26 protein-coding genes and 3 tRNA genes are annotated in these 16,123 nt (G+C 44.0%); all 29 read right to left on the bottom strand.

What is annotated here, in order from left to right; translation table 11 throughout:
* Positions 1–6: 6 nt before the first annotated feature.
* A complete protein-coding gene (locus ACZ5NL_RS04030; protein WP_464843051.1) occupies positions 7–615 on the bottom strand; it encodes a nitroreductase family protein in 609 nt (202 codons plus the stop codon).
* An 80-nt stretch (positions 616–695) separates the two neighbouring features.
* Positions 696–1,301, bottom strand: coding sequence for a 30S ribosomal protein S2 (gene rpsB, locus ACZ5NL_RS04035; protein ID WP_464843053.1), 606 nt, complete (start codon positions 1,299–1,301; stop codon positions 696–698).
* A 5-nt stretch (positions 1,302–1,306) separates the two neighbouring features.
* Positions 1,307–2,332 (bottom strand): hypothetical protein, encoded by a 1,026-nt coding sequence (locus ACZ5NL_RS04040; RefSeq protein WP_464843054.1) that lies wholly within the window; start codon positions 2,330–2,332, stop codon positions 1,307–1,309.
* A gap of 6 nt (positions 2,333–2,338) precedes the next feature.
* Positions 2,339–2,512 (bottom strand): DNA-directed RNA polymerase subunit K, encoded by a 174-nt coding sequence (locus ACZ5NL_RS04045; RefSeq protein WP_464843055.1) that lies wholly within the window; start codon positions 2,510–2,512, stop codon positions 2,339–2,341.
* Positions 2,513–2,533: 21 nt separating this feature from the next.
* Positions 2,534–2,611, bottom strand: a tRNA-Pro gene (locus ACZ5NL_RS04050).
* 20 nt (positions 2,612–2,631) lie between these two features.
* Entirely contained in the window at positions 2,632–2,829 is a 198-nt protein-coding gene (locus ACZ5NL_RS04055; protein WP_004068745.1) for a DNA-directed RNA polymerase subunit N, read from the bottom strand.
* A gap of 48 nt (positions 2,830–2,877) precedes the next feature.
* Complete coding sequence (locus ACZ5NL_RS04060; protein ID WP_175058934.1) at positions 2,878–3,285, bottom strand: 30S ribosomal protein S9; 408 nt, start codon at positions 3,283–3,285, stop codon at positions 2,878–2,880.
* 10 nt (positions 3,286–3,295) lie between these two features.
* Positions 3,296–3,724, bottom strand: coding sequence for a 50S ribosomal protein L13 (rplM, locus tag ACZ5NL_RS04065; RefSeq protein ID WP_464843057.1), 429 nt, complete (start codon positions 3,722–3,724; stop codon positions 3,296–3,298).
* Between the two features lie 6 nt (positions 3,725–3,730).
* Positions 3,731–4,093 carry a 50S ribosomal protein L18e gene (locus tag ACZ5NL_RS04070; protein WP_252742473.1) on the bottom strand — a complete coding sequence of 121 codons (363 nt, stop codon included), beginning with the start codon at positions 4,091–4,093 and terminating at the stop codon, positions 3,731–3,733.
* 48 nt (positions 4,094–4,141) lie between these two features.
* Positions 4,142–4,229: transfer RNA gene (locus tag ACZ5NL_RS04075), tRNA-Leu, on the bottom strand.
* A gap of 1 nt (position 4,230) precedes the next feature.
* Entirely contained in the window at positions 4,231–5,016 is a 786-nt protein-coding gene (locus tag ACZ5NL_RS04080; protein WP_464843058.1) for a DNA-directed RNA polymerase subunit D, read from the bottom strand.
* 24 nt (positions 5,017–5,040) lie between these two features.
* Positions 5,041–5,451 carry a 30S ribosomal protein S11 gene (locus ACZ5NL_RS04085; RefSeq protein ID WP_004068754.1) on the bottom strand — a complete coding sequence of 137 codons (411 nt, stop codon included), beginning with the start codon at positions 5,449–5,451 and terminating at the stop codon, positions 5,041–5,043.
* Positions 5,448–5,990 (bottom strand): 30S ribosomal protein S4, encoded by a 543-nt coding sequence (locus tag ACZ5NL_RS04090; protein WP_464843060.1) that lies wholly within the window; start codon positions 5,988–5,990, stop codon positions 5,448–5,450. The genes ACZ5NL_RS04085 and ACZ5NL_RS04090 overlap by 4 nt, the downstream gene beginning before the upstream one ends.
* A 10-nt stretch (positions 5,991–6,000) precedes the next feature.
* Entirely contained in the window at positions 6,001–6,447 is a 447-nt protein-coding gene (locus ACZ5NL_RS04095) for a 30S ribosomal protein S13 (protein WP_004068757.1), read from the bottom strand.
* A 41-nt stretch (positions 6,448–6,488) separates the two neighbouring features.
* Positions 6,489–6,575: transfer RNA gene (locus ACZ5NL_RS04100), tRNA-Ser, on the bottom strand.
* Positions 6,561–7,148, bottom strand: coding sequence for a class I SAM-dependent methyltransferase (locus ACZ5NL_RS04105; RefSeq protein WP_464843062.1), 588 nt, complete (start codon positions 7,146–7,148; stop codon positions 6,561–6,563). The genes ACZ5NL_RS04100 and ACZ5NL_RS04105 overlap by 15 nt, the downstream gene beginning before the upstream one ends.
* 121 nt (positions 7,149–7,269) lie before the next feature.
* Positions 7,270–8,280 (bottom strand): RNA-guided pseudouridylation complex pseudouridine synthase subunit Cbf5, encoded by a 1,011-nt coding sequence (locus ACZ5NL_RS04110; RefSeq protein WP_464843309.1) that lies wholly within the window; start codon positions 8,278–8,280, stop codon positions 7,270–7,272.
* Between the two features lie 60 nt (positions 8,281–8,340).
* Positions 8,341–9,669, bottom strand: a complete 1,329-nt coding sequence (locus tag ACZ5NL_RS04115) for a dihydrolipoyl dehydrogenase family protein (protein ID WP_464843063.1) — start codon at positions 9,667–9,669, stop codon at positions 8,341–8,343.
* 1 nt (position 9,670) lies between these two features.
* On the bottom strand, positions 9,671–9,967 hold the full coding sequence (locus ACZ5NL_RS04120) for a DUF427 domain-containing protein (RefSeq protein WP_464843064.1): 297 nt from the start codon (positions 9,965–9,967) through the stop codon (positions 9,671–9,673).
* Between the two features lie 116 nt (positions 9,968–10,083).
* Complete coding sequence (locus ACZ5NL_RS04125; protein ID WP_175058925.1) at positions 10,084–10,335, bottom strand: 50S ribosomal protein L14e; 252 nt, start codon at positions 10,333–10,335, stop codon at positions 10,084–10,086.
* Positions 10,336–10,355: 20 nt separating this feature from the next.
* Positions 10,356–10,913, bottom strand: coding sequence for a (d)CMP kinase (gene cmk / locus ACZ5NL_RS04130; protein ID WP_464843066.1), 558 nt, complete (start codon positions 10,911–10,913; stop codon positions 10,356–10,358).
* A gap of 22 nt (positions 10,914–10,935) precedes the next feature.
* Entirely contained in the window at positions 10,936–11,202 is a 267-nt protein-coding gene (locus tag ACZ5NL_RS04135; RefSeq protein WP_464843067.1) for a 50S ribosomal protein L34e, read from the bottom strand.
* A gap of 46 nt (positions 11,203–11,248) precedes the next feature.
* Positions 11,249–11,776, bottom strand: coding sequence for a DUF106 domain-containing protein (locus tag ACZ5NL_RS04140; RefSeq protein WP_464843069.1), 528 nt, complete (start codon positions 11,774–11,776; stop codon positions 11,249–11,251).
* Entirely contained in the window at positions 11,769–12,359 is a 591-nt protein-coding gene (locus tag ACZ5NL_RS04145; RefSeq protein ID WP_042700011.1) for an adenylate kinase, read from the bottom strand. Before ACZ5NL_RS04145 ends, ACZ5NL_RS04140 begins: the two co-directional genes overlap by 8 nt.
* Positions 12,360–12,454: 95 nt before the next feature.
* Positions 12,455–13,840: a preprotein translocase subunit SecY gene (gene secY / locus ACZ5NL_RS04150; protein ID WP_464843070.1), complete on the bottom strand. Its 1,386-nt coding sequence runs from the start codon at positions 13,838–13,840 to the stop codon at positions 12,455–12,457.
* A gap of 43 nt (positions 13,841–13,883) precedes the next feature.
* The gene (locus ACZ5NL_RS04155; protein ID WP_464843072.1) at positions 13,884–14,327 is read right to left on the bottom strand and encodes an uL15m family ribosomal protein; all 444 of its coding nucleotides are present in this window, start codon (positions 14,325–14,327) and stop codon (positions 13,884–13,886) included.
* A 10-nt stretch (positions 14,328–14,337) separates the two neighbouring features.
* Positions 14,338–14,802 (bottom strand): 50S ribosomal protein L30, encoded by a 465-nt coding sequence (locus tag ACZ5NL_RS04160; protein WP_464843074.1) that lies wholly within the window; start codon positions 14,800–14,802, stop codon positions 14,338–14,340.
* An 11-nt stretch (positions 14,803–14,813) separates the two neighbouring features.
* On the bottom strand, positions 14,814–15,521 hold the full coding sequence (gene rpsE / locus ACZ5NL_RS04165; RefSeq protein ID WP_464843076.1) for a 30S ribosomal protein S5: 708 nt from the start codon (positions 15,519–15,521) through the stop codon (positions 14,814–14,816).
* Complete coding sequence (locus tag ACZ5NL_RS04170; RefSeq protein ID WP_464843078.1) at positions 15,518–16,123, bottom strand: 50S ribosomal protein L18; 606 nt, start codon at positions 16,121–16,123, stop codon at positions 15,518–15,520. The genes rpsE and ACZ5NL_RS04170 overlap by 4 nt, the downstream gene beginning before the upstream one ends.

The following is a 16,123-nucleotide window of genomic DNA, read 5'->3' on the forward strand; positions in this document are numbered from 1 at the left end:
CCAGATTTAAATTATTTTGAGGACTTTTTCCAGAGATTTCCTCCTTGGCCTAGGAGCTATTTTTTCAGCAGGATACCCTACGGGAACTAACCCAACGAGATACCAATTTTCACTAAGTCCCGCCATTTCCCTAAGCTCTCTCTGGTATCTCTCCAAGCTGGTAACTCCTATATAACATGTTCCCAAGCCAAGCTCCACCGCCTTCAGCATAAGGTTTTCTATTGCCATTGCAGCGCTTTCAACGCTCCACAGAAATTCAATTTCCTCATATTCTTTTCCTTTTAAGAAGCGCGTTTCTTTATCGACAAAAACCCCTATATAAACTGGAGCTTTGTACATTCCTCTTTCAAATATCTTCGTTTTCAGTTTTTCTATTTTTTCTTCAGGTAATCCGTACGCACGGTAATACTCTGCATGGGCCTCGTACATCATCTCATGAATTCGTTTTTTGATGTTCTCGTCTTTATACGCTACAAACAGCCAGTTTTCAAGACCACTTGCAGTAGGGGCTCTTATTGCAGAGTTTATTAGCTCTTTGAGCTTTTCTTCCTCAATGCTTCTCTCTTCATAATACCTCACGGACATTCTGTTAAATATTACCTCATTTAACTCCATCCAGCTCACCAAAATTCCTTTATGTTGTTCTGGTTAATATACTTTAAGGAGAAAAGAGAAGAAATCCGAGAGAGCAGACTTCATCCTCTGATTATTTTCATTTCGAACTCTTCCACAGGGACTTTAAAGTCTTCCCTGCTGTTGATGTCTCCTCTGTTAAAGAGAACTTCTCTTGCAAGTATCCAGTAAATTAGGGCCAAAGCTTTTCTTCCCTTGTTGTTTGTTGGAATTGCCAAGTCTACATAGCTCAAAAGGTTCTCCGTATCAACGAGGGCTACTATCGGAATTCCAATCTCTATTGCCTCTTTCATCGCTTGGTGATCCGCCCTTGGGTCTGTTACTATGAGTACGTCGGGCTCAAAGAAGTTCTTAACCTGCGGATTTGTCATTGTTCCAGGTAAAAATCTTCCGGGTATTGCCCTCGCTCCGGTGATTTCTCCAAACTTTTTGACTGGCTTCTGACCATAGAGCCTTACGCTTACCGCTAATATTCTATCTGGATCGAACTTTGCCAGAAACTTCCCCGCAGCCCTGAGTCTTTCGTCGGTTTTCCTTACATCGAGCACGTATAGGCCATCTTGCCTGACCCTATATATAAAGCGCTTCATATCTTTTGTTTTTTGTTGTGTTCCAATGTGAACACCTGCAGCCAAATATTGATCGAGTGGAACCAAATACTCTTCCATTTTCTTCACCCCTCAAACGTTATTATTCTTCCTCTTTCACCCAAATCCTCCGCTATCCTAATAAGTTCGTTTATTTTAACAAGGGAGCTCTCATGGAGCATTATAGCAGGACATTTAAGACCCACAGCCAAGTGGGGTAAAGCATCATCAGCGGATTCATACTTTGCCTCCGCCAAAATCGGAGTTATTCTTTCAGATTTAACGTCATTAACCAAGTTGTAGAGATCCGTGAGAGTACCTAGGTTAATCGGCTTAATCGAAAGTGCATTGTAATATCTCCTATCCAAGATGTCTTTTGTTCTGAAGAGGTACTCCCCGTCGACAAACACTCCGTGTGTTCCGGCTATAAGTTCAAGGAAGAGCTCTTCTTCCCCTAAGGGCTTGATGTAGGAGATATTGTTATCCTCGACTTTTTGCAGGACTTCTTCGATACTCATTTCCTTCTTCTGTATTATTCCAAGAGACACCTCAAGACCAAGTTCGTCCCCGGCTATTTCTGAAGCTCTTGAGAGTTCTTGAAGGTCAATGCTCTTTGCATGCTCCTTTATTTTTGTAATTGCATCTATTACATCCGAGATCTCCATTAAATCCTTGACCAAGACAAGGTACTCAAACATTTCATCCTCTGCAAACCTCAATATTGGAACTGGAAGCTCTGTAGTGAATGTTCCCCCTATGTAGCTGTAAAGGGGAATGTTTTTGGCATTTGAAGCTGCTTTTGCCACGGCAACTGAAACAGCCAGAGCAGTGTTCGCCCCTATGTGACTTAGATCCTCAGTTCCATCTATTTCCCAGAGGTAACTGTCTATGAGCTCTTGCTCTTGAGAGTCAAATCCAATAAGCTCCGGTCCGATTATCTCATCAACTTCGCTAACTGCTCTGTGGGCTTCCACTATGTAGAGGGATGGATTCTCATCTACGGGAGCGGCGAATCTACCAAACCCCGAAGTTGTTATAACGTCAACTTCAATTGAATACTTCCCACCCTTGAGGATTGAAATTCTGCCGACTATGTTCTCGATTATTGTCATCCCACATCAACTCGGCCTTATTACTGTTATTGGGATTATTCCCTTCTCAAACTCCATTATCGCGGCTTCTAAAGGTGTGGCTCCCTCAGGTATGTCAATCAGCACAGGAGCGCCCATGGCGATCTGAAGTGCCCTTGCTCCTATTATACGAGCCTTCTCAAATCTTGTGTATCTAAACATCTTTCTCACCCGTGCAAATTTTGGTGGGGCCGCCGGGATTTGAACCCGGGTCTCCGGCACCCCAAGCCGGGAGGATAGACCAAGCTACCCCACGGCCCCTCCAAAGAAATGTGGTTTTTTCAATATACTCTGTAGTGCATTATCTCATCTATTAACTCAACGTGGCTGAGGAGCATTCTCCTGCAGCAGTACCTCTCAAGTCCAAGCTCATCAAGCACTTTTTCGGGATCTTCCCCTTTTTCAACACGCTCTTTGAATATGTAATATTTATCCCCAATCACCTTTCCACAGGTGAAACATCTCACTGGAACTATCAAGCGAATCACCTTTTTGGTTTTTAAATTTTAAGGAAAGTTTGAAGGAAATCAACGGTAACTCTTTTGTCTCTTTGCTCTTGGACCTTTTGTAGAGCGATTTGGTTTGTGCGGCTCTGTTCTTCTTGAGTCGCCAACAAGCATAGTTCTGTCATACTTCATAAACTTTTCTTTGAGGTTCATATCACCGGTCCATTCCACCAATGCCCTTGCTATTGCGACTCTTGCAGCCTCGGCCTGCCCCATGAATCCTCCGCCTTCGACCTTAACGTCAATGTCCACCTTGCTGACTATCTCCTCTCCAGCCAAAACTAGTGGCTCCATTATTGTGAAACGGGCTATTTCTGGCTCAATAATCTCAACAGGCTTGTTATTAATCCTAACTCTCCCTTTACCTTCTCTTATGGTAGCTCTCGCGATAGCGGTTTTTCTCTTTCCTGCAGTTTGGATTATCCTCATTATCATCACCTCAGAACTTTCCACCAAGGAATTTAGCAACCTCTCCAACAGTTACGTATTTGGGGGTTTTAAGTCTTGACATATGAGCTTCAGCAATTGTCTCCAACTCTTTGTCTTCAAACTCTTTTGGGATCCCTGCATAGACCTTAAGTCTCTTAAAGGCTTTCCTTCCTCTGTCGGTTTTCCATGGAAGCATGCCCCTAATGGTTCTTCTAACTATTTCGTCGCTTCTTTTTGGATAGAATGGCCCCTTTCTTGGGTTTGTTCTTGTTCTTAGCTCTGTTCTCTGCTTGTACTTCTCGAAAATGAACTCTCTGTTTCCAGTAATGATGGCCTTTTCGGCGTTGACGATAATTACCTCCTCCCCTTCAAGGAGCATCTTGGCAACTTTTGAAGCGAGCCTTCCAAGTATTAAACCATCAGCATTAATAATCCTCATGGCTCATCACTCCATTATGATTACTCCACTACCCTTTGGATTCCTCTCTACAAGTTCTTCGATTGTTATTGCCTCCCCACCTGCTTGAATAATCTTTTCCTTTGCCTTTTCGCTGAACTTCCATGCGGCAACTATGACCTTATGATCCAGGTTTCCAGCTCCTAGAACACTTCCTGGGACTATCACCATGTCTCCTTCCTTGGTATATCTGTTTATTCTGCTAATGTTTACCTCAGCTCTTTGCCTTCTCGGCCTTTCTAAGCGCCAAGCTATATCCTTCCATATTTTAACGTTCTCCTCGTTGGACTTCTTCCTTAGATAGCGAATGAGCCTTCTCAGGTTAATATCAGTTGGACCAGTCCTCTTCATAAGCATTCCTCCTTTTATTTCTCGCACCGAGGGACGGGGTGATCATTATGGTGCGGGGGCGGGGATTTGAACCCCGGAACCCCTACGGGACGGGACCCTAAATCCCGCGCCTTTGGCCAGGCTCGGCTACCCCCGCGCTATTCGGCTAATTTATGAAGCTCGTTTATAAATTTATCGCTCTTTCTCATTAAAATTTTGAGCGCTAAAGCTACTATTTCCTCAACAGGCAGTTCTCCATTGCTTTCTACCGTAAAGACGAATGTATTTGGCACTACTTCTTCCTTAATTTTATCTCCTAAATACGGATCAAATTCTTTCGGCAAATAGAAGCCTGTTAGGGTGGTTACGATAAGTTCCTTCTCGTTTTCTTCAATAGGGAGCTTCTTTCTAGCTGCGAGCTCTTTAATTTTCTCCCAGCCAGGGATCTCTTTGCTTACATGCACTTTTGTAAGATACTTGTAGTAAGCAAAGCCAGGTTGCCATTTTGCATGATCTTTTCCTCTGCCAAGCTTTGCATATGCATTAAAAACGAGCCTCTGCCCCTCAGCTAGTTTGACTATCGGAATGTCAGGGGTCACGGGTTTTACATCTGGATCATCACTCTTTAAATCTCCCGAGTAAACTATAGCAGGACCTTCTGCTTCCAGGCTCAATGTGACGGTGTAGTCATCTAACTCCAATGCATCCAATTCAAATCTGTCCGAGGGTGTTGTTAAAGGAATTAACGCCAACCTGTGGGCAATGATCTCATCAAAAAGGGCAGAATCGTTCTCGTAGAATTCCACCTCATCAACGGCAAAAGTTGGAACCTCTCCTATTATCGTTCTTCTAAGTGCATTTGCAAATGCAACATCAACTCCCTCTAAAATGAAGCGGATTGCATCGTCCCTTTTTTCAAGAATTTTTATTTGCATTTTTCTCACCAAAAAAGAGGTTATAAAGGGGAGTCAAACTCTCCTTCCCCTTCTGCCGCCTTTCGGTCTTGTACCATCGTGTGGTATTGGTGTAACGTCTTCTACTCTGCCTATTCTAAGTCCGGCTCTTGCAAGAGCTCTAATAGCTGCCTGTGCTCCAGGGCCGGGGTTCTTGCTTTTACTTCCACCAGGTGCTCTGACTTTTATATGAACACCGACAATGCCCTTTTCGAGAGCCTCCTCGGCGGCTCTTTTAGCAGCAATCATTGCTGCATAGGGAGATGACTCGTCTCTGTCTGCCTTAACTACCATCCCACCGCTCCATCTTGATATTGTCTCAGCCCCTGTGAGGTCGGTGATGTGAATGATTGTGTTGTTGTAGGAGGCATAAATGTGGGCAACTCCCCATTTTTCTTTCTTTTTGATGTTAACTTCCTCACTCATTGCGCCTCACCCTTTTGAGCCTGCTCAATAACAATTCTCTCAGGGTGCTGGGAGTTTGCAAAAGGTGAAGTCTTTGCGTATGTTATGCCGTCTTCCTCCTCTTTGAGCACCAGATAACTTGGAGATCTTATTATCTGGCCGTTTACTTCAATGTGTCCGTGGACGATTAATTGTCTGGCCTGCTTTATTGTTCTCGCTAATCCCTTCTTAAACACCATCGTCTGTAGTCTCCTCTCAAGAATATCCTCTATTGTAAGTGAGAGGACATCATCAAGGTGAGCTCCCTCTTGAAGCAGTCCCAATCTAGCCAATCTCTGAAGGAGCTGAGCTCTCTCAATTTCTGCCTGCTTACCTCTAGCAGCTAACAATCTCCTTGCCCTTCTTCTGAAGTTCTTAAGTTGGGTCTCGTGCTTCCAAAGCTCCTTCTTATTTTTGAGCGCATACTTCTGCATTAGTACTCTCTCTCTATCAAGTCTCTCCTTAATCCAAGGGTGAGAGGGAGTTTCGTACCTTTTCCTTTGCCTTTTTGGATCTCCCATTTATACCACCTCACTTCTTCCTTCTGCTAACACCAACTGTGGTTCCTCTTCTGAAGTTTGACCTGGTTCTCTGTCCTCTCAATGGAAGACCAAGCTCATGCCTAATACCCCTATAAGCCCTGATTCTCCTGAGTCTGTTAACGTCCTCACGCCATGCCATAACGAGTTTTGCTCCGGTAAGATGTAGATCTCTACCAGTCTCGTAGTCTTTTGGTCTGTTGACTGCCCATGCAGGGATGCCGTGTTTTACTGGATCTTCAAGCACAGCCTCAATGGCCTTTACTTGCTCATCAGTAAGGTAACCCGCCTTCATTTTTGGATCTAACCCTGCAACTCTGCATACCATTGTTGCAAAGTTTATTCCTATACCCCTAATTCCAGTGAGGGCCCATCTAAGTTGTTTGTGCCCATCTATATCAACATTTGCTACACGCACGATATGTCTAAAGTCAGCCATTATAAGCACACCTCCACAAGTTAATCCTTCAACGAGGATTTTGGCGCCGGGACGGGGATTTGAACCCCGGCGGGCAAACGCCCACGGGCTCTCAAGGCCCGCGCCATCCCAGGCTAGGCGATCCCGGCATACACCCTAAAGCCCGATCCCTTCGCAATTTCTTCTACTTCTTTGAAGTTCTCCTCCATGAGTCCCTTAATATACTTTGCGCCTTGATTAGTGCGAATGACAATTTGAAGTAATCCTCCATCGTAGAGATGATGGGGTGCATTTATAACTATTTCCCTCAACACATCCTTTCCAGCATGCACTGGAGGATTCGTTATTATGCTGTGGAACCTCTCTCCTTTTACAGGCTCATAAAGATAGCCCCATCTTACCTCGGCATTCTTAACGTTGTTGATTTTTAAGTTTTTCTTTGCTATGCTTACGGCCCTCTTGTTTATGTCGGTCATTACAACATACTCCACAAAGCGGGAGGCAACGATACCAATCACCCCATAACCACATCCCAAGTCCAAAACCCGCCAGTTTTTCTTAAGTATCATGTTCTCTATAAGCAACTCTGTCCCTCTATCAAGCTTACCAAAGGAAAAGACACCGCTGGCCGTTATAAATCTAAAACGCTCCCCTCTAATAAATACTTCGATTATCTTGGTCTTTAACGGAACATTTGGCTCTTCGGAGTAGTAGTGGCTCATGCTCGAAAATTAGAAGAGGGGTTTATAAAGGTGAACCTTCCAACCTCCCTGAATGGCGAGGCCTTTGAAAAAAGTTTTATTAAAAAAATCACAAACCTTGGTGAAACTTCGCACAGGGTTTCTACCACATCTTGGGATACCAGTCCCTCGGCATGAAGACCTTTTCCACATCTATCGCTATCCCTTTTGTTTTTGTGAGCATCTCCTGTGTGTTCATCTTTGCCTTACCCAACGCAACAAGCTCATCTTTGAGGGTCATTATTGCAACAAGGTCTCCAGGCTTTATCCCTTTGTGAAGCTTCACTATTCCGGGAACTGCCAAGTCCGCACCGTGGGTTACAGCTGCAACTGCAGAGTCCCTTATCCACACCTTGGGGAGATGCTCAACAGCTTTTTCCATTGGCTGGATTGCTTTTCTAAAATATTCTTCAATGCCATCTTCTTTCCAGAAGTAATAGGCATCTATAAGGTCGTGCAAAGTAACAAGAGTTTCATCTTCTTTAAACGGCCCGCTCCTTGTTCTTCTTAACTCGGCCATGTGAGCACCAACTCCCAAAGCTAAGCCGATGTGATGGATGAGAGATCTTATGTAGGTACCAGCCTCGACTCCGACTCTGAAGAGAACATCTTTACCATCTATCTCAATTATCTCGATATAGTAAACTTTTCTCGTCCTCAGCCTTCTCTTAACGGCACTCCTTAGAGGGGGTCTTTGGATGATTTCTCCCTCAAATTCCCTCATAACAGCCCTTATTTTATCTTCGGGAACTTCTCCGTGGAGGTGCATCAGGGCTACATACTCTTTTCCAGCTGGTAAAAGGGCTTGAACAACTCTTGTAGCCCTCTCCAGAGCCACAGGCAAAACTCCAGTAACTTTTGGGTCTAAGGTCCCTCCATGACCAGCTTTTTGAAGATTTAAAAGCTTCTTAACCCACGCAACTACCTCGTGACTTGTGGGTCCGGGGGGCTTATCAAGGTTTATAACTCCAAACTGCATATGCATTTCAATAGGCCTTTTATCTGGGGGAAATCCCCATTTCGGGTTGGTTTCAGCTTTTTCATCCTTAATAATGATTTCTCTCTTAATATCAGCAGGAAGCATGACCTCTCGCTTCTGTTTCTTTCTACTCATCCTGCTCACCTACAAAAAATTGAGAAAAGGGGTTATAAACCTTTACAGTCTCAACCAGCCTTAAAGCATATAGAGGATATCATAAGTGTGACTGGGGTAGGTGTAGTAAGTGTGCTTAACTTCACCTGCATGTAAACCCATCTTGATCGCAAGGGCAAAGATGTTTATGACTTCTTCCGCATTGTGGCCGAGCAAGTGGGCTCCTAAGATCTTTCCGGTATTTTCATCAAAGATTATCTTATAAGCACTATATTTCTGGTTTATTCTCAGCGAAGAGTACCATCTTGAAGTCTCACCTTTTTTAATCCTAATCTTAAAACCCTGTTCCAGGGCTCTATCTTCCGTTAATCCGACAGAGGCCATTGGAGGGATTGTGAAAACTACTGTAGGTATGCCCGTGTAGTCAATTTTAACGTGATTGCCTTTTATCATGTTACTTGCCGCTATACTACCTTCTACAGTGGCTACAGGGGTTAAGGGCAAGCCACCTTCGGCACAATCTCCAGCAGCATAGATTTTGGGGTTGGTAGTTTGCATGTACTCATTAACTTTTATCCCCCTCTTTCCATATTCTATCCCTGCTTTTTCAAGCCCAAGGTTATCTATATTAGGAACTCTACCAGCGCCGTGGACTACAAGATCGGCTTCAAAATTCCCCTTAGGGGTTTTTACAATAAACATGGCACCTTTCTTTTCAATCTCTTTCACAGGAGCTTCTGTCATAACCCTTATGCTCTCTTCTTCAGTAGCTCTAAGGAGAACGCTAACGATGTAAGGTTCAAAATTCTTTAATGGTCTTCCACTTCGGTGAAGTATCATCGCTTCGCTCCCTGCACGTGCTGCCAAATGGGCGAACTCAAAGGAGATGTACCCTCCTCCTATAAAGATTATCCTATCAAGAAGATCATCCAGCTCAAGAAATTCGTCACTCGTTATTACATGCTCCTCCCCAGGAATATTGAGCTTTCTTGGTTTTGCTCCGGTCGCAATAAGGAACTTGTGGGCTGAGATTACCTCCCCATTTACCTCTATTTTATCCTTGTCTATGAACTGTGCTCTGCCATGAATTGCCTCAATACCCGCTTTTTTGAGACTTCGTTCCATTCTCTCTGGAAATCCTTCAGTCCATTCTCTCTTGAAGGCCATAAGTTTTTTCCAGTTTATTCTAATTTCCCCTTCAATGCCTTTTTCTTTCATTCTCTTGGCCCAGTCAACAAGCTCAGCCCCCCCAATGAGGATTTTCTTTGGATCACATCCCCTTAAGGCACAAGTGCCTCCAAAAGGTCTCTCATCAACAATGGCAACTTTCAGTCCTGCTTGTGCAAGCTTATAAACTGCGGAAGAGCCGGCAACGCCAGTTCCAATAACTACAACATCAAATTCTCCCATTTTAATCATCCCATATTATCTCAATTCCTCTCCAAAAGGCAATATAACCCCTAATCACCTTAGCTGCTTCTTTGGGTTCGGGATAGTACCATGCAGCATCTTCATTTATCTCTCCATCCACAACAACATGATAATAACTGGCTTCTCCTTTCCATGGACAGGTTGTATGAGTATCGCTTTCTCGGAGAAATTCCCTGCGAACAGCTTCTGAAGGAAAGTAAACGTTCTCCTCAAGGAGAATAACTTCATCCTTTTTGGCCTCAGCAATAACTTTTCCATTCCAAACAGCTTTAATCATCTAAATCACTTCGATAATTATTTAGGAAAAATAAGTTAAAGAGCTTTTCATTTACAGAATGGGAAATTTAAAAGAAAATTTTTGTAATTTGAAAAGAGGGACATAAAGCCCTCAAATCACTCCAAGCTGATTCCAGCTTGCTCAAGAGCGGCCTTAACAGCCTCGTCGTCGGCGCCCCTTTCAATGTTAATCTTCTCTGGAAGAGGCTCGAGGTGCTTTATGTTCATCCTTCTCCTCTTCACCTTGTTTAATCCAGCACCAGTAACGAGGACGAAGTTCTTGTCGATTATGTCAACAACAACTACCTTTTGCCCAGCCCTTCTTCCAGCGATAACAACAGCTAGCCTTCCAACATCAATTGCTGGCATTCATCCCACCTCCATCTTTTTTATTTCCCCGTGTCGCCATCGGGGTATAGGTGGTCGATGGCGGCCTTCACAATGGCGAAGACCCCATCGGGACCCCAATTGGCAGTGTTAATAACCAAATCATAAACTGAGAGATCGTTAATGTCAATTCCGTATAAGTTTAAATATCTTTTCCTGTTCTGCATTTCCCTCTCGGCAATCTGCATGAACGCTTCCTCAACACTTATGCCCTCTCTCTTTGCTACACGCTGAGCCCTTACTTGAATCGGTGCATCAAGCCATATCTTTAAATCAGCATTTTTTACCATCCACCCAGCCAAACGACCTTCAATAACCACGTTGCATTCTTTTGCCGCTTCTACCTGTCTTCTGTCAACTTCCCTGTCTATTTCTGGGTGCATTTCAGCATATTTTTGGAATTCTTGGAGAGACATCCCCCTCTCTTTTGCCATTTGTCGGAATATTAAACCAGCATAGATGTGCTTGAAGCCGTAGTGTCTGGCTAGATTCCTGCAAAGAGTTGTGGTACCGCTCCCTGCCAGTCCGCTCACTGTGATCACTAGACATCCTTTTGGCATGGTACATCCCTTTCGTCCAAGATTAGAGAGCAGCCCTTACCTGAGCCTTCATGACTCTGCGCATGCAGCTTGGGCAAAGGTGTGGCATAGGCCTCTCAGGCCTCTTCTTGGTTTTGGGAAGCTTTCTTAACTCACTTGCCCTTCCCCTTGGGATTCCGTTTAGTGGTCTTCCGCACATTGCACAGTGTGCTATTTTTGGCTTCTTCTTCTCAAAGTGTATTACAGTCCTTCCACCCGGAGTTCTAACGTACTTTCTTCTCCATGATCTTGACCTGTACATTGGTTTCATATTTCTCACCCCGCTTAGCTTTTTTGTGTAGCATTTTTAAATTTAACTAATATGAGTCCAAAAGCTTTCTTAAAACCTGGCCGACAATCATTGATGTTAAGATGTACCATCCGATGTAACCTAGCTCGTTGGCTTGGAGGGAAGAGTGGTAAAATCTGTGGAACCAGTCAAAGAGGAAAAAGTTAAATGGTGATTTAACGATTGCCGTTTCAACGTACCACCTTCTCATCCATCCAAAGAATATGAAGAATATCGGCATTGTAAAGAGCATTGGTTTAAACATTGAGTCTTTCATAACTTCATTTTGAAGTTTTAAAAGCTCCAACTGTTTTTGTTGAAGCTTTCTTAATTTTTTCTCGTCCTTAGCTTTTTGGGCTTCTTTCCACTCCTTCTGAAATTCCCTGCTCATTTTTTGTAGCCTCTTCATTTTCTCTTGATCTATCAGCATGTGATTAACTAGTGTGAAAAAAGCTCCAAGTATAATTCCTGAGATTGTTACCACCCACATAGGGTGAGCATTGGTCACCAACGGCCCAAATACTTTGTCAAGTGCAAGGTATATTCCTTCAAGCATCTTCCTCCACCGCCAGATCGAGTATTTTCACCAGCTCATTAACAGCCTCTTCTAGACCTTTATCTTCATGATTTTCAATTATCTTTATAAGTGCATTGGAATGCATTGCATAACTTATTGCAGCGGCCCTATTTAAGTCCTGATGTCTCTGAATTTGCTCTTCAGTTTCAACATCTCTGTCTCTTTTCAGGTCTCTTAATCTTCTTCCAAGTATTTCACTAGGTGTTGCCTCTATTATAACAACAAATCTTGGGTTTATGACCTCAATTACCTCCTTAGGAAAGCCAAGCATATACCCCAAGGGCGTTTTTATTGTGGCATGAGTATCAAGCAGTACGGGTTCCTCTCTAGATATCTCAAGGATCCGTTGGGCAGCTTTAAGTTGCAATTCCCTCTGCACCTTTAAGCTCAACCTTCTCATCTCGTCTCTGTGGGTAACTAGCTTTGCCTTGACAGCTTCCTCGAACATTATATCCCCAAAATTAACTACCCTAAATTTTGCTCGAGTCCTTTTCAAGGCCAGTTTTGTGATTGTGCTCTTTCCTACCCCCGGGATTCCCGTAATGACCACTACAAATGGCATATTCTATCACCCTGATCAAAACTCGCACTCCAGAGAGTACAAAGAAAAATTGGTTTATAAGGTTTTTTAGAAGAATAGATGGTGAAAAAAGAAACTCAACCAAAGAACCTGCGTAGTGCTGGGAACATCTCTGTTGCTTGTTCCCTTGCTATTTCCTCGTAAAACCTGTAAAGGATACCCACCGTAAGCAGTATTCCAGTTCCAGTTCCCAGCGCTCCAAGGAAGTCTGCTAATACCGCAACAATAGCCAAGGTAAATGCTCCCCAGAATGTAACGTAGGGTATGTATCTCTGCAAGACCCTTTCTAAGATTCTTGGATCTCTTCTAAAGCCAGGTATTTGCAACCCAGCTCTCTGCAGTTGCCTCGCAATGCTCTTCGCGTCAAGCCCAGTAAGCTCAACCCAGAGGAATCCAAATATTAGGGAGAACGTTATGGTGAGTATAGCGTAGACAAAAGCTCTTAGTGGATCGGCTGTAACGCTGAATATGTCTCTAGGCGGTAGGACGTATCTTACAAACCCAGAAACTGCCGCTCCCGTTTCATCAAAAGTTCCAAGTATTGGGTGACCAAGTCTTTGTAAAAGCCTAGCCCAAAGCTGGATGTTTGCGTAAAGGGCAAATGTAAGTATGATCGGAATATTGCTGACATACATGAACCTTATCGGGTATCTTCCTCTAACAGTTACCCTTCCATAGCTGAGAGGAATCTCCACCCTCATGCTTTCTAAATAAACAACTATCAAGAAGATAACTATTGTTGCCAGAACGCTTAGCATGTCAGGCAATCCTCTTCTGTATAGTGCCCCTGTAACATCACCCTTAATTATATGCTGGATAAATGCTGGGATAGCACCTATTATAGCAGGACCACCTGTTAGGGGATCTATAGCTTGATTTGTTGTTAATGGATTAAGTGCCCTCGTAACAATTGTCTGTGAAACACCAGCAGCGATGAATAAGCTTATACCGCTACCAATTCCCCACTTGCTTACCAGCTCATCCATAATCATTACCATTATCCCACCAAAGGCGAGCTGAAGCATGAGGAGTACCTTAATTGTTAATGTAGGATTCCCAAATGCTCCCGCAAATACGTAAACAGCTGCCTCAAAGAAGCACATGAACACCGCAAATACCTTCTGCAGAGCTTGATAAAATCTTCTGTCCTCGGGGTTTGAAAGATCCAGCTTGATAATCTCTGAACCAACTAAAAGCTGCATTATAATTCCAGCAGTAACTATGGGTCCTATTCCCAATGTTAATAGACTACCGTTCCTACCTGCCAGAACCACTCTTAAAGTCTGGAAATAGTCCTGTATCTGGCCAGGAATTCCAAAAAGAGGTATCTGTGCCATAATAAAATACAGCAACAATGCAACTCCTGTCCAAGCGAATTTTTCCTTCAGCGGGACATGTCTTTTTGGCCTTTCAATTTCTGGAAACATGTGCTCTATTTTGTATATTATTTCCCTTGCTCCCATGGATTACACCCCAAAAATAATTATCCAAAAAGAGAAAGAAAAATCAAGCTATCAGCGCCTCTCCCCCGGCCTGAATAATCTTCTCCTCGGCCTTGGGGGAGAAGGCCCTGGCTTTAATTACGAGTGGCTTTGTGAGCTTTCCGCTTCCAAGCACCTTATCGGCAAACTGAGTTGTATCGACAATAATTTTTCCTTCTTCCTCGTAGGCAATACCAAGCTGCATGAGCTCGTCAAGGTGCTCGTCAATGAATTTGAGGTTTACTGCAGTTATCTCTCTTTGAACTTCCACAGGCCTCTTGAAACCCCTTTTGCCTAGGTGATCAGGGGCATACTTGATGACCCATGTCCATTTTGTCTTCTTCCTCTTTCCAGTTCCTGCCATACCTCTACCGCCCTTGTGTCCTCCACCGCGGTGCTTCTTTTTGCAGCCCCATCCATGAGTGTGGGAACCGCGAAGCTTTCTCACTTTTTTCTTTCTCCTAATCATCTCGCGCACCTCACAGCATTCTCTCTATAAGCTCGTTAATAGCCTCTCCTCTATACCCTAAAGCTCCGCCCTCTTTGAAGGTTCTCTTCTTGCTCCTAATGCCACCCCTTGCCGGGTGAAGTCTAAATACTGGCTTGAGTCCCGGCAAATCGGCGAGCTTCATCTCCCCGTTGACTACTTTCTCAGCAAATTCTTTGATGCTCATGCCAAGTTTTTCCTGGACGTATTCCTCTGTAACTCTCTTGTTTCCTTGAAGCCTTCCTCTCTTTTCTATAAGCTTTGCTAAGGTTTCGGCATTTATCTCTCCCCAAGTGATGTAGTCCTTTACCTTCTGTATCATTCCCTTGTAAGTTGGGGTGTCGTCAACGATCACAAGGTGGTTTACCTTGTGAAGTCTCAGCATTGCAAGGGTATCTTTTACGGGTCTCTTAACATTCACCCTGCCTCTTATCCTAATCAAAGCAAGTTTTGCCATCCTCGCTCACCTCACAGTTCAAAGTTCTGTGGGACTTCTCTACCAACCACGATACCATAGCGCTCGATCATCTCAGGTTTCACGGCGACACTGTTGGTGTTGTAGAGTGCCTCAAACACTGCCTTTGCGAAGTTAACTGTGGTTCTTGTCTCACCCAATGTTTGTGACCACACGTCCTTGACTCCAGCTAGGCTGAGTATCTTCTTACCAACGTCACCGATAACGAGACCAAGCCCTCTTGGTCCTGGCATGAGCTTGACCTTTACGCTACCGCTCTTACCTTCAACGGCGAATGGGATTGAGTGTGGTCTTCTACATCTGCACTCCCATGAACCACAGCCTCTCTTGATCTCAATTATGTTCATCTTAGCGTAGTTTATTGCTTTCCTTATGGCTATTCCAACTTCTCTTCCGTGACCAATTCCAAGCCCCACGTAACCGTCTCTGTTTCCTACCGCTGCTAGTACCCTAAACCTAACTCTCCTACCGCTGTCAGTCATTCTCACTGTAAGTGCTATGTCAAGTACTTCTTGGTTCTCACGTGCGTTGACTTCTGGGAGTAATACGTCAACAATTTCAGGCTCTTTTATTTGGTATCCCTTTCTAAAGATCTCGTGAATGTCAGTGATCTGACCTTCTTTAACGAGCATACCGAGCTTTGTCTTGGGTTGCCACTCTTCTAAAACCCTCTGAGCGTATTCTTTCCACTCCTGGCTCATGCTCTCACCTTCTCAAATTTCTCAATGATTCTCGCCTTAACCTCTTCAAAGTGCTCGGGAAGCTTTTCAGGTTCAAGTCCCTTAACGAGATATCCCCCAAACTGTCTCCTGTACTTCTCTTCATCCTCCTCTTTAAGCATCTTTGCGTACTCTGCGATGTGTTCTCCTCTAATTCTATACTCTTCCGGATAAATTTCCTCACTGTGAGGAACATTCAATCCTGCATCAACTGCTCCCTTGAGGACTGCAAATATGCTTGAGCCTCTTGTGGGTGGGTGGAGTCCTATGTCAAGGATTGCCTCTTCAATTCCTTTTTCAAGTGCCTTGTATCCTACGAGCAATCCAAGGAGATAAGCGCTTGGAGTATTTCCACCATGTCCCTTCCATCCAAAGTCCCTCATGAGCTCTCTCGTGTGAGCTGAAACAACCGTTTTGTCACCCTTTGGATCATATAGCACTATCTGCGCTATGTGGTGGTTGAGGGTTTTTCTCACAACCAACCTGGGCTTGCCTGATTTAAGGAGTGCAAGCCTCTTATGATAGTTAGTCTTACCTTCCCTTCTCCTCCTGAATGGAACCCTATATCTTGGTCCGTGTGCCAT

The sequence above is a fragment of the Thermococcus aegaeus genome (assembly GCF_055393685.1).

What these genes read in the sequence shown, in the direction of transcription:
- ACZ5NL_RS04030 (WP_464843051.1), bottom strand. Translation starts at nt 615, where the DNA reads ATGGAGTTAAATGAGGTAATATTTAACAGAATGTCCGTGAGGTATTAT.
- rpsB (WP_464843053.1), bottom strand. Translation starts at nt 1,301, where the DNA reads ATGGAAGAGTATTTGGTTCCACTCGATCAATATTTGGCTGCAGGTGTT.
- ACZ5NL_RS04040 (WP_464843054.1), bottom strand. Translation starts at nt 2,332, where the DNA reads ATGACAATAATCGAGAACATAGTCGGCAGAATTTCAATCCTCAAGGGT.
- ACZ5NL_RS04045 (WP_464843055.1), bottom strand. Translation starts at nt 2,512, where the DNA reads ATGTTTAGATACACAAGATTTGAGAAGGCTCGTATAATAGGAGCAAGG.
- ACZ5NL_RS04060 (WP_175058934.1), bottom strand. Translation starts at nt 3,285, where the DNA reads ATGAGGATAATCCAAACTGCAGGAAAGAGAAAAACCGCTATCGCGAGA.
- rplM (WP_464843057.1), bottom strand. Translation starts at nt 3,724, where the DNA reads ATGAGGATTATTAATGCTGATGGTTTAATACTTGGAAGGCTCGCTTCA.
- ACZ5NL_RS04070 (WP_252742473.1), bottom strand. Translation starts at nt 4,093, where the DNA reads ATGAAGAGGACTGGTCCAACTGATATTAACCTGAGAAGGCTCATTCGC.
- ACZ5NL_RS04085 (WP_004068754.1), bottom strand. Translation starts at nt 5,451, where the DNA reads ATGAGTGAGGAAGTTAACATCAAAAAGAAAGAAAAATGGGGAGTTGCC.
- ACZ5NL_RS04090 (WP_464843060.1), bottom strand. Translation starts at nt 5,990, where the DNA reads ATGGGAGATCCAAAAAGGCAAAGGAAAAGGTACGAAACTCCCTCTCAC.
- ACZ5NL_RS04095 (WP_004068757.1), bottom strand. Translation starts at nt 6,447, where the DNA reads ATGGCTGACTTTAGACATATCGTGCGTGTAGCAAATGTTGATATAGAT.
- ACZ5NL_RS04105 (WP_464843062.1), bottom strand. Translation starts at nt 7,148, where the DNA reads ATGAGCCACTACTACTCCGAAGAGCCAAATGTTCCGTTAAAGACCAAG.
- ACZ5NL_RS04110 (WP_464843309.1), bottom strand. Translation starts at nt 8,280, where the DNA reads ATGAGTAGAAAGAAACAGAAGCGAGAGGTCATGCTTCCTGCTGATATT.
- ACZ5NL_RS04115 (WP_464843063.1), bottom strand. Translation starts at nt 9,669, where the DNA reads ATGGGAGAATTTGATGTTGTAGTTATTGGAACTGGCGTTGCCGGCTCT.
- ACZ5NL_RS04120 (WP_464843064.1), bottom strand. Translation starts at nt 9,967, where the DNA reads ATGATTAAAGCTGTTTGGAATGGAAAAGTTATTGCTGAGGCCAAAAAG.
- ACZ5NL_RS04125 (WP_175058925.1), bottom strand. Translation starts at nt 10,335, where the DNA reads ATGCCAGCAATTGATGTTGGAAGGCTAGCTGTTGTTATCGCTGGAAGA.
- cmk (WP_464843066.1), bottom strand. Translation starts at nt 10,913, where the DNA reads ATGCCAAAAGGATGTCTAGTGATCACAGTGAGCGGACTGGCAGGGAGC.
- ACZ5NL_RS04135 (WP_464843067.1), bottom strand. Translation starts at nt 11,202, where the DNA reads ATGAAACCAATGTACAGGTCAAGATCATGGAGAAGAAAGTACGTTAGA.
- ACZ5NL_RS04140 (WP_464843069.1), bottom strand. Translation starts at nt 11,776, where the DNA reads ATGCTTGAAGGAATATACCTTGCACTTGACAAAGTATTTGGGCCGTTG.
- ACZ5NL_RS04145 (WP_042700011.1), bottom strand. Translation starts at nt 12,359, where the DNA reads ATGCCATTTGTAGTGGTCATTACGGGAATCCCGGGGGTAGGAAAGAGC.
- secY (WP_464843070.1), bottom strand. Translation starts at nt 13,840, where the DNA reads ATGGGAGCAAGGGAAATAATATACAAAATAGAGCACATGTTTCCAGAA.
- ACZ5NL_RS04155 (WP_464843072.1), bottom strand. Translation starts at nt 14,327, where the DNA reads ATGATTAGGAGAAAGAAAAAAGTGAGAAAGCTTCGCGGTTCCCACACT.
- ACZ5NL_RS04160 (WP_464843074.1), bottom strand. Translation starts at nt 14,802, where the DNA reads ATGGCAAAACTTGCTTTGATTAGGATAAGAGGCAGGGTGAATGTTAAG.
- rpsE (WP_464843076.1), bottom strand. Translation starts at nt 15,521, where the DNA reads ATGAGCCAGGAGTGGAAAGAATACGCTCAGAGGGTTTTAGAAGAGTGG.
- ACZ5NL_RS04170 (WP_464843078.1), bottom strand. Translation starts at nt 16,123, where the DNA reads ATGGCACACGGACCAAGATATAGGGTTCCATTCAGGAGGAGAAGGGAA.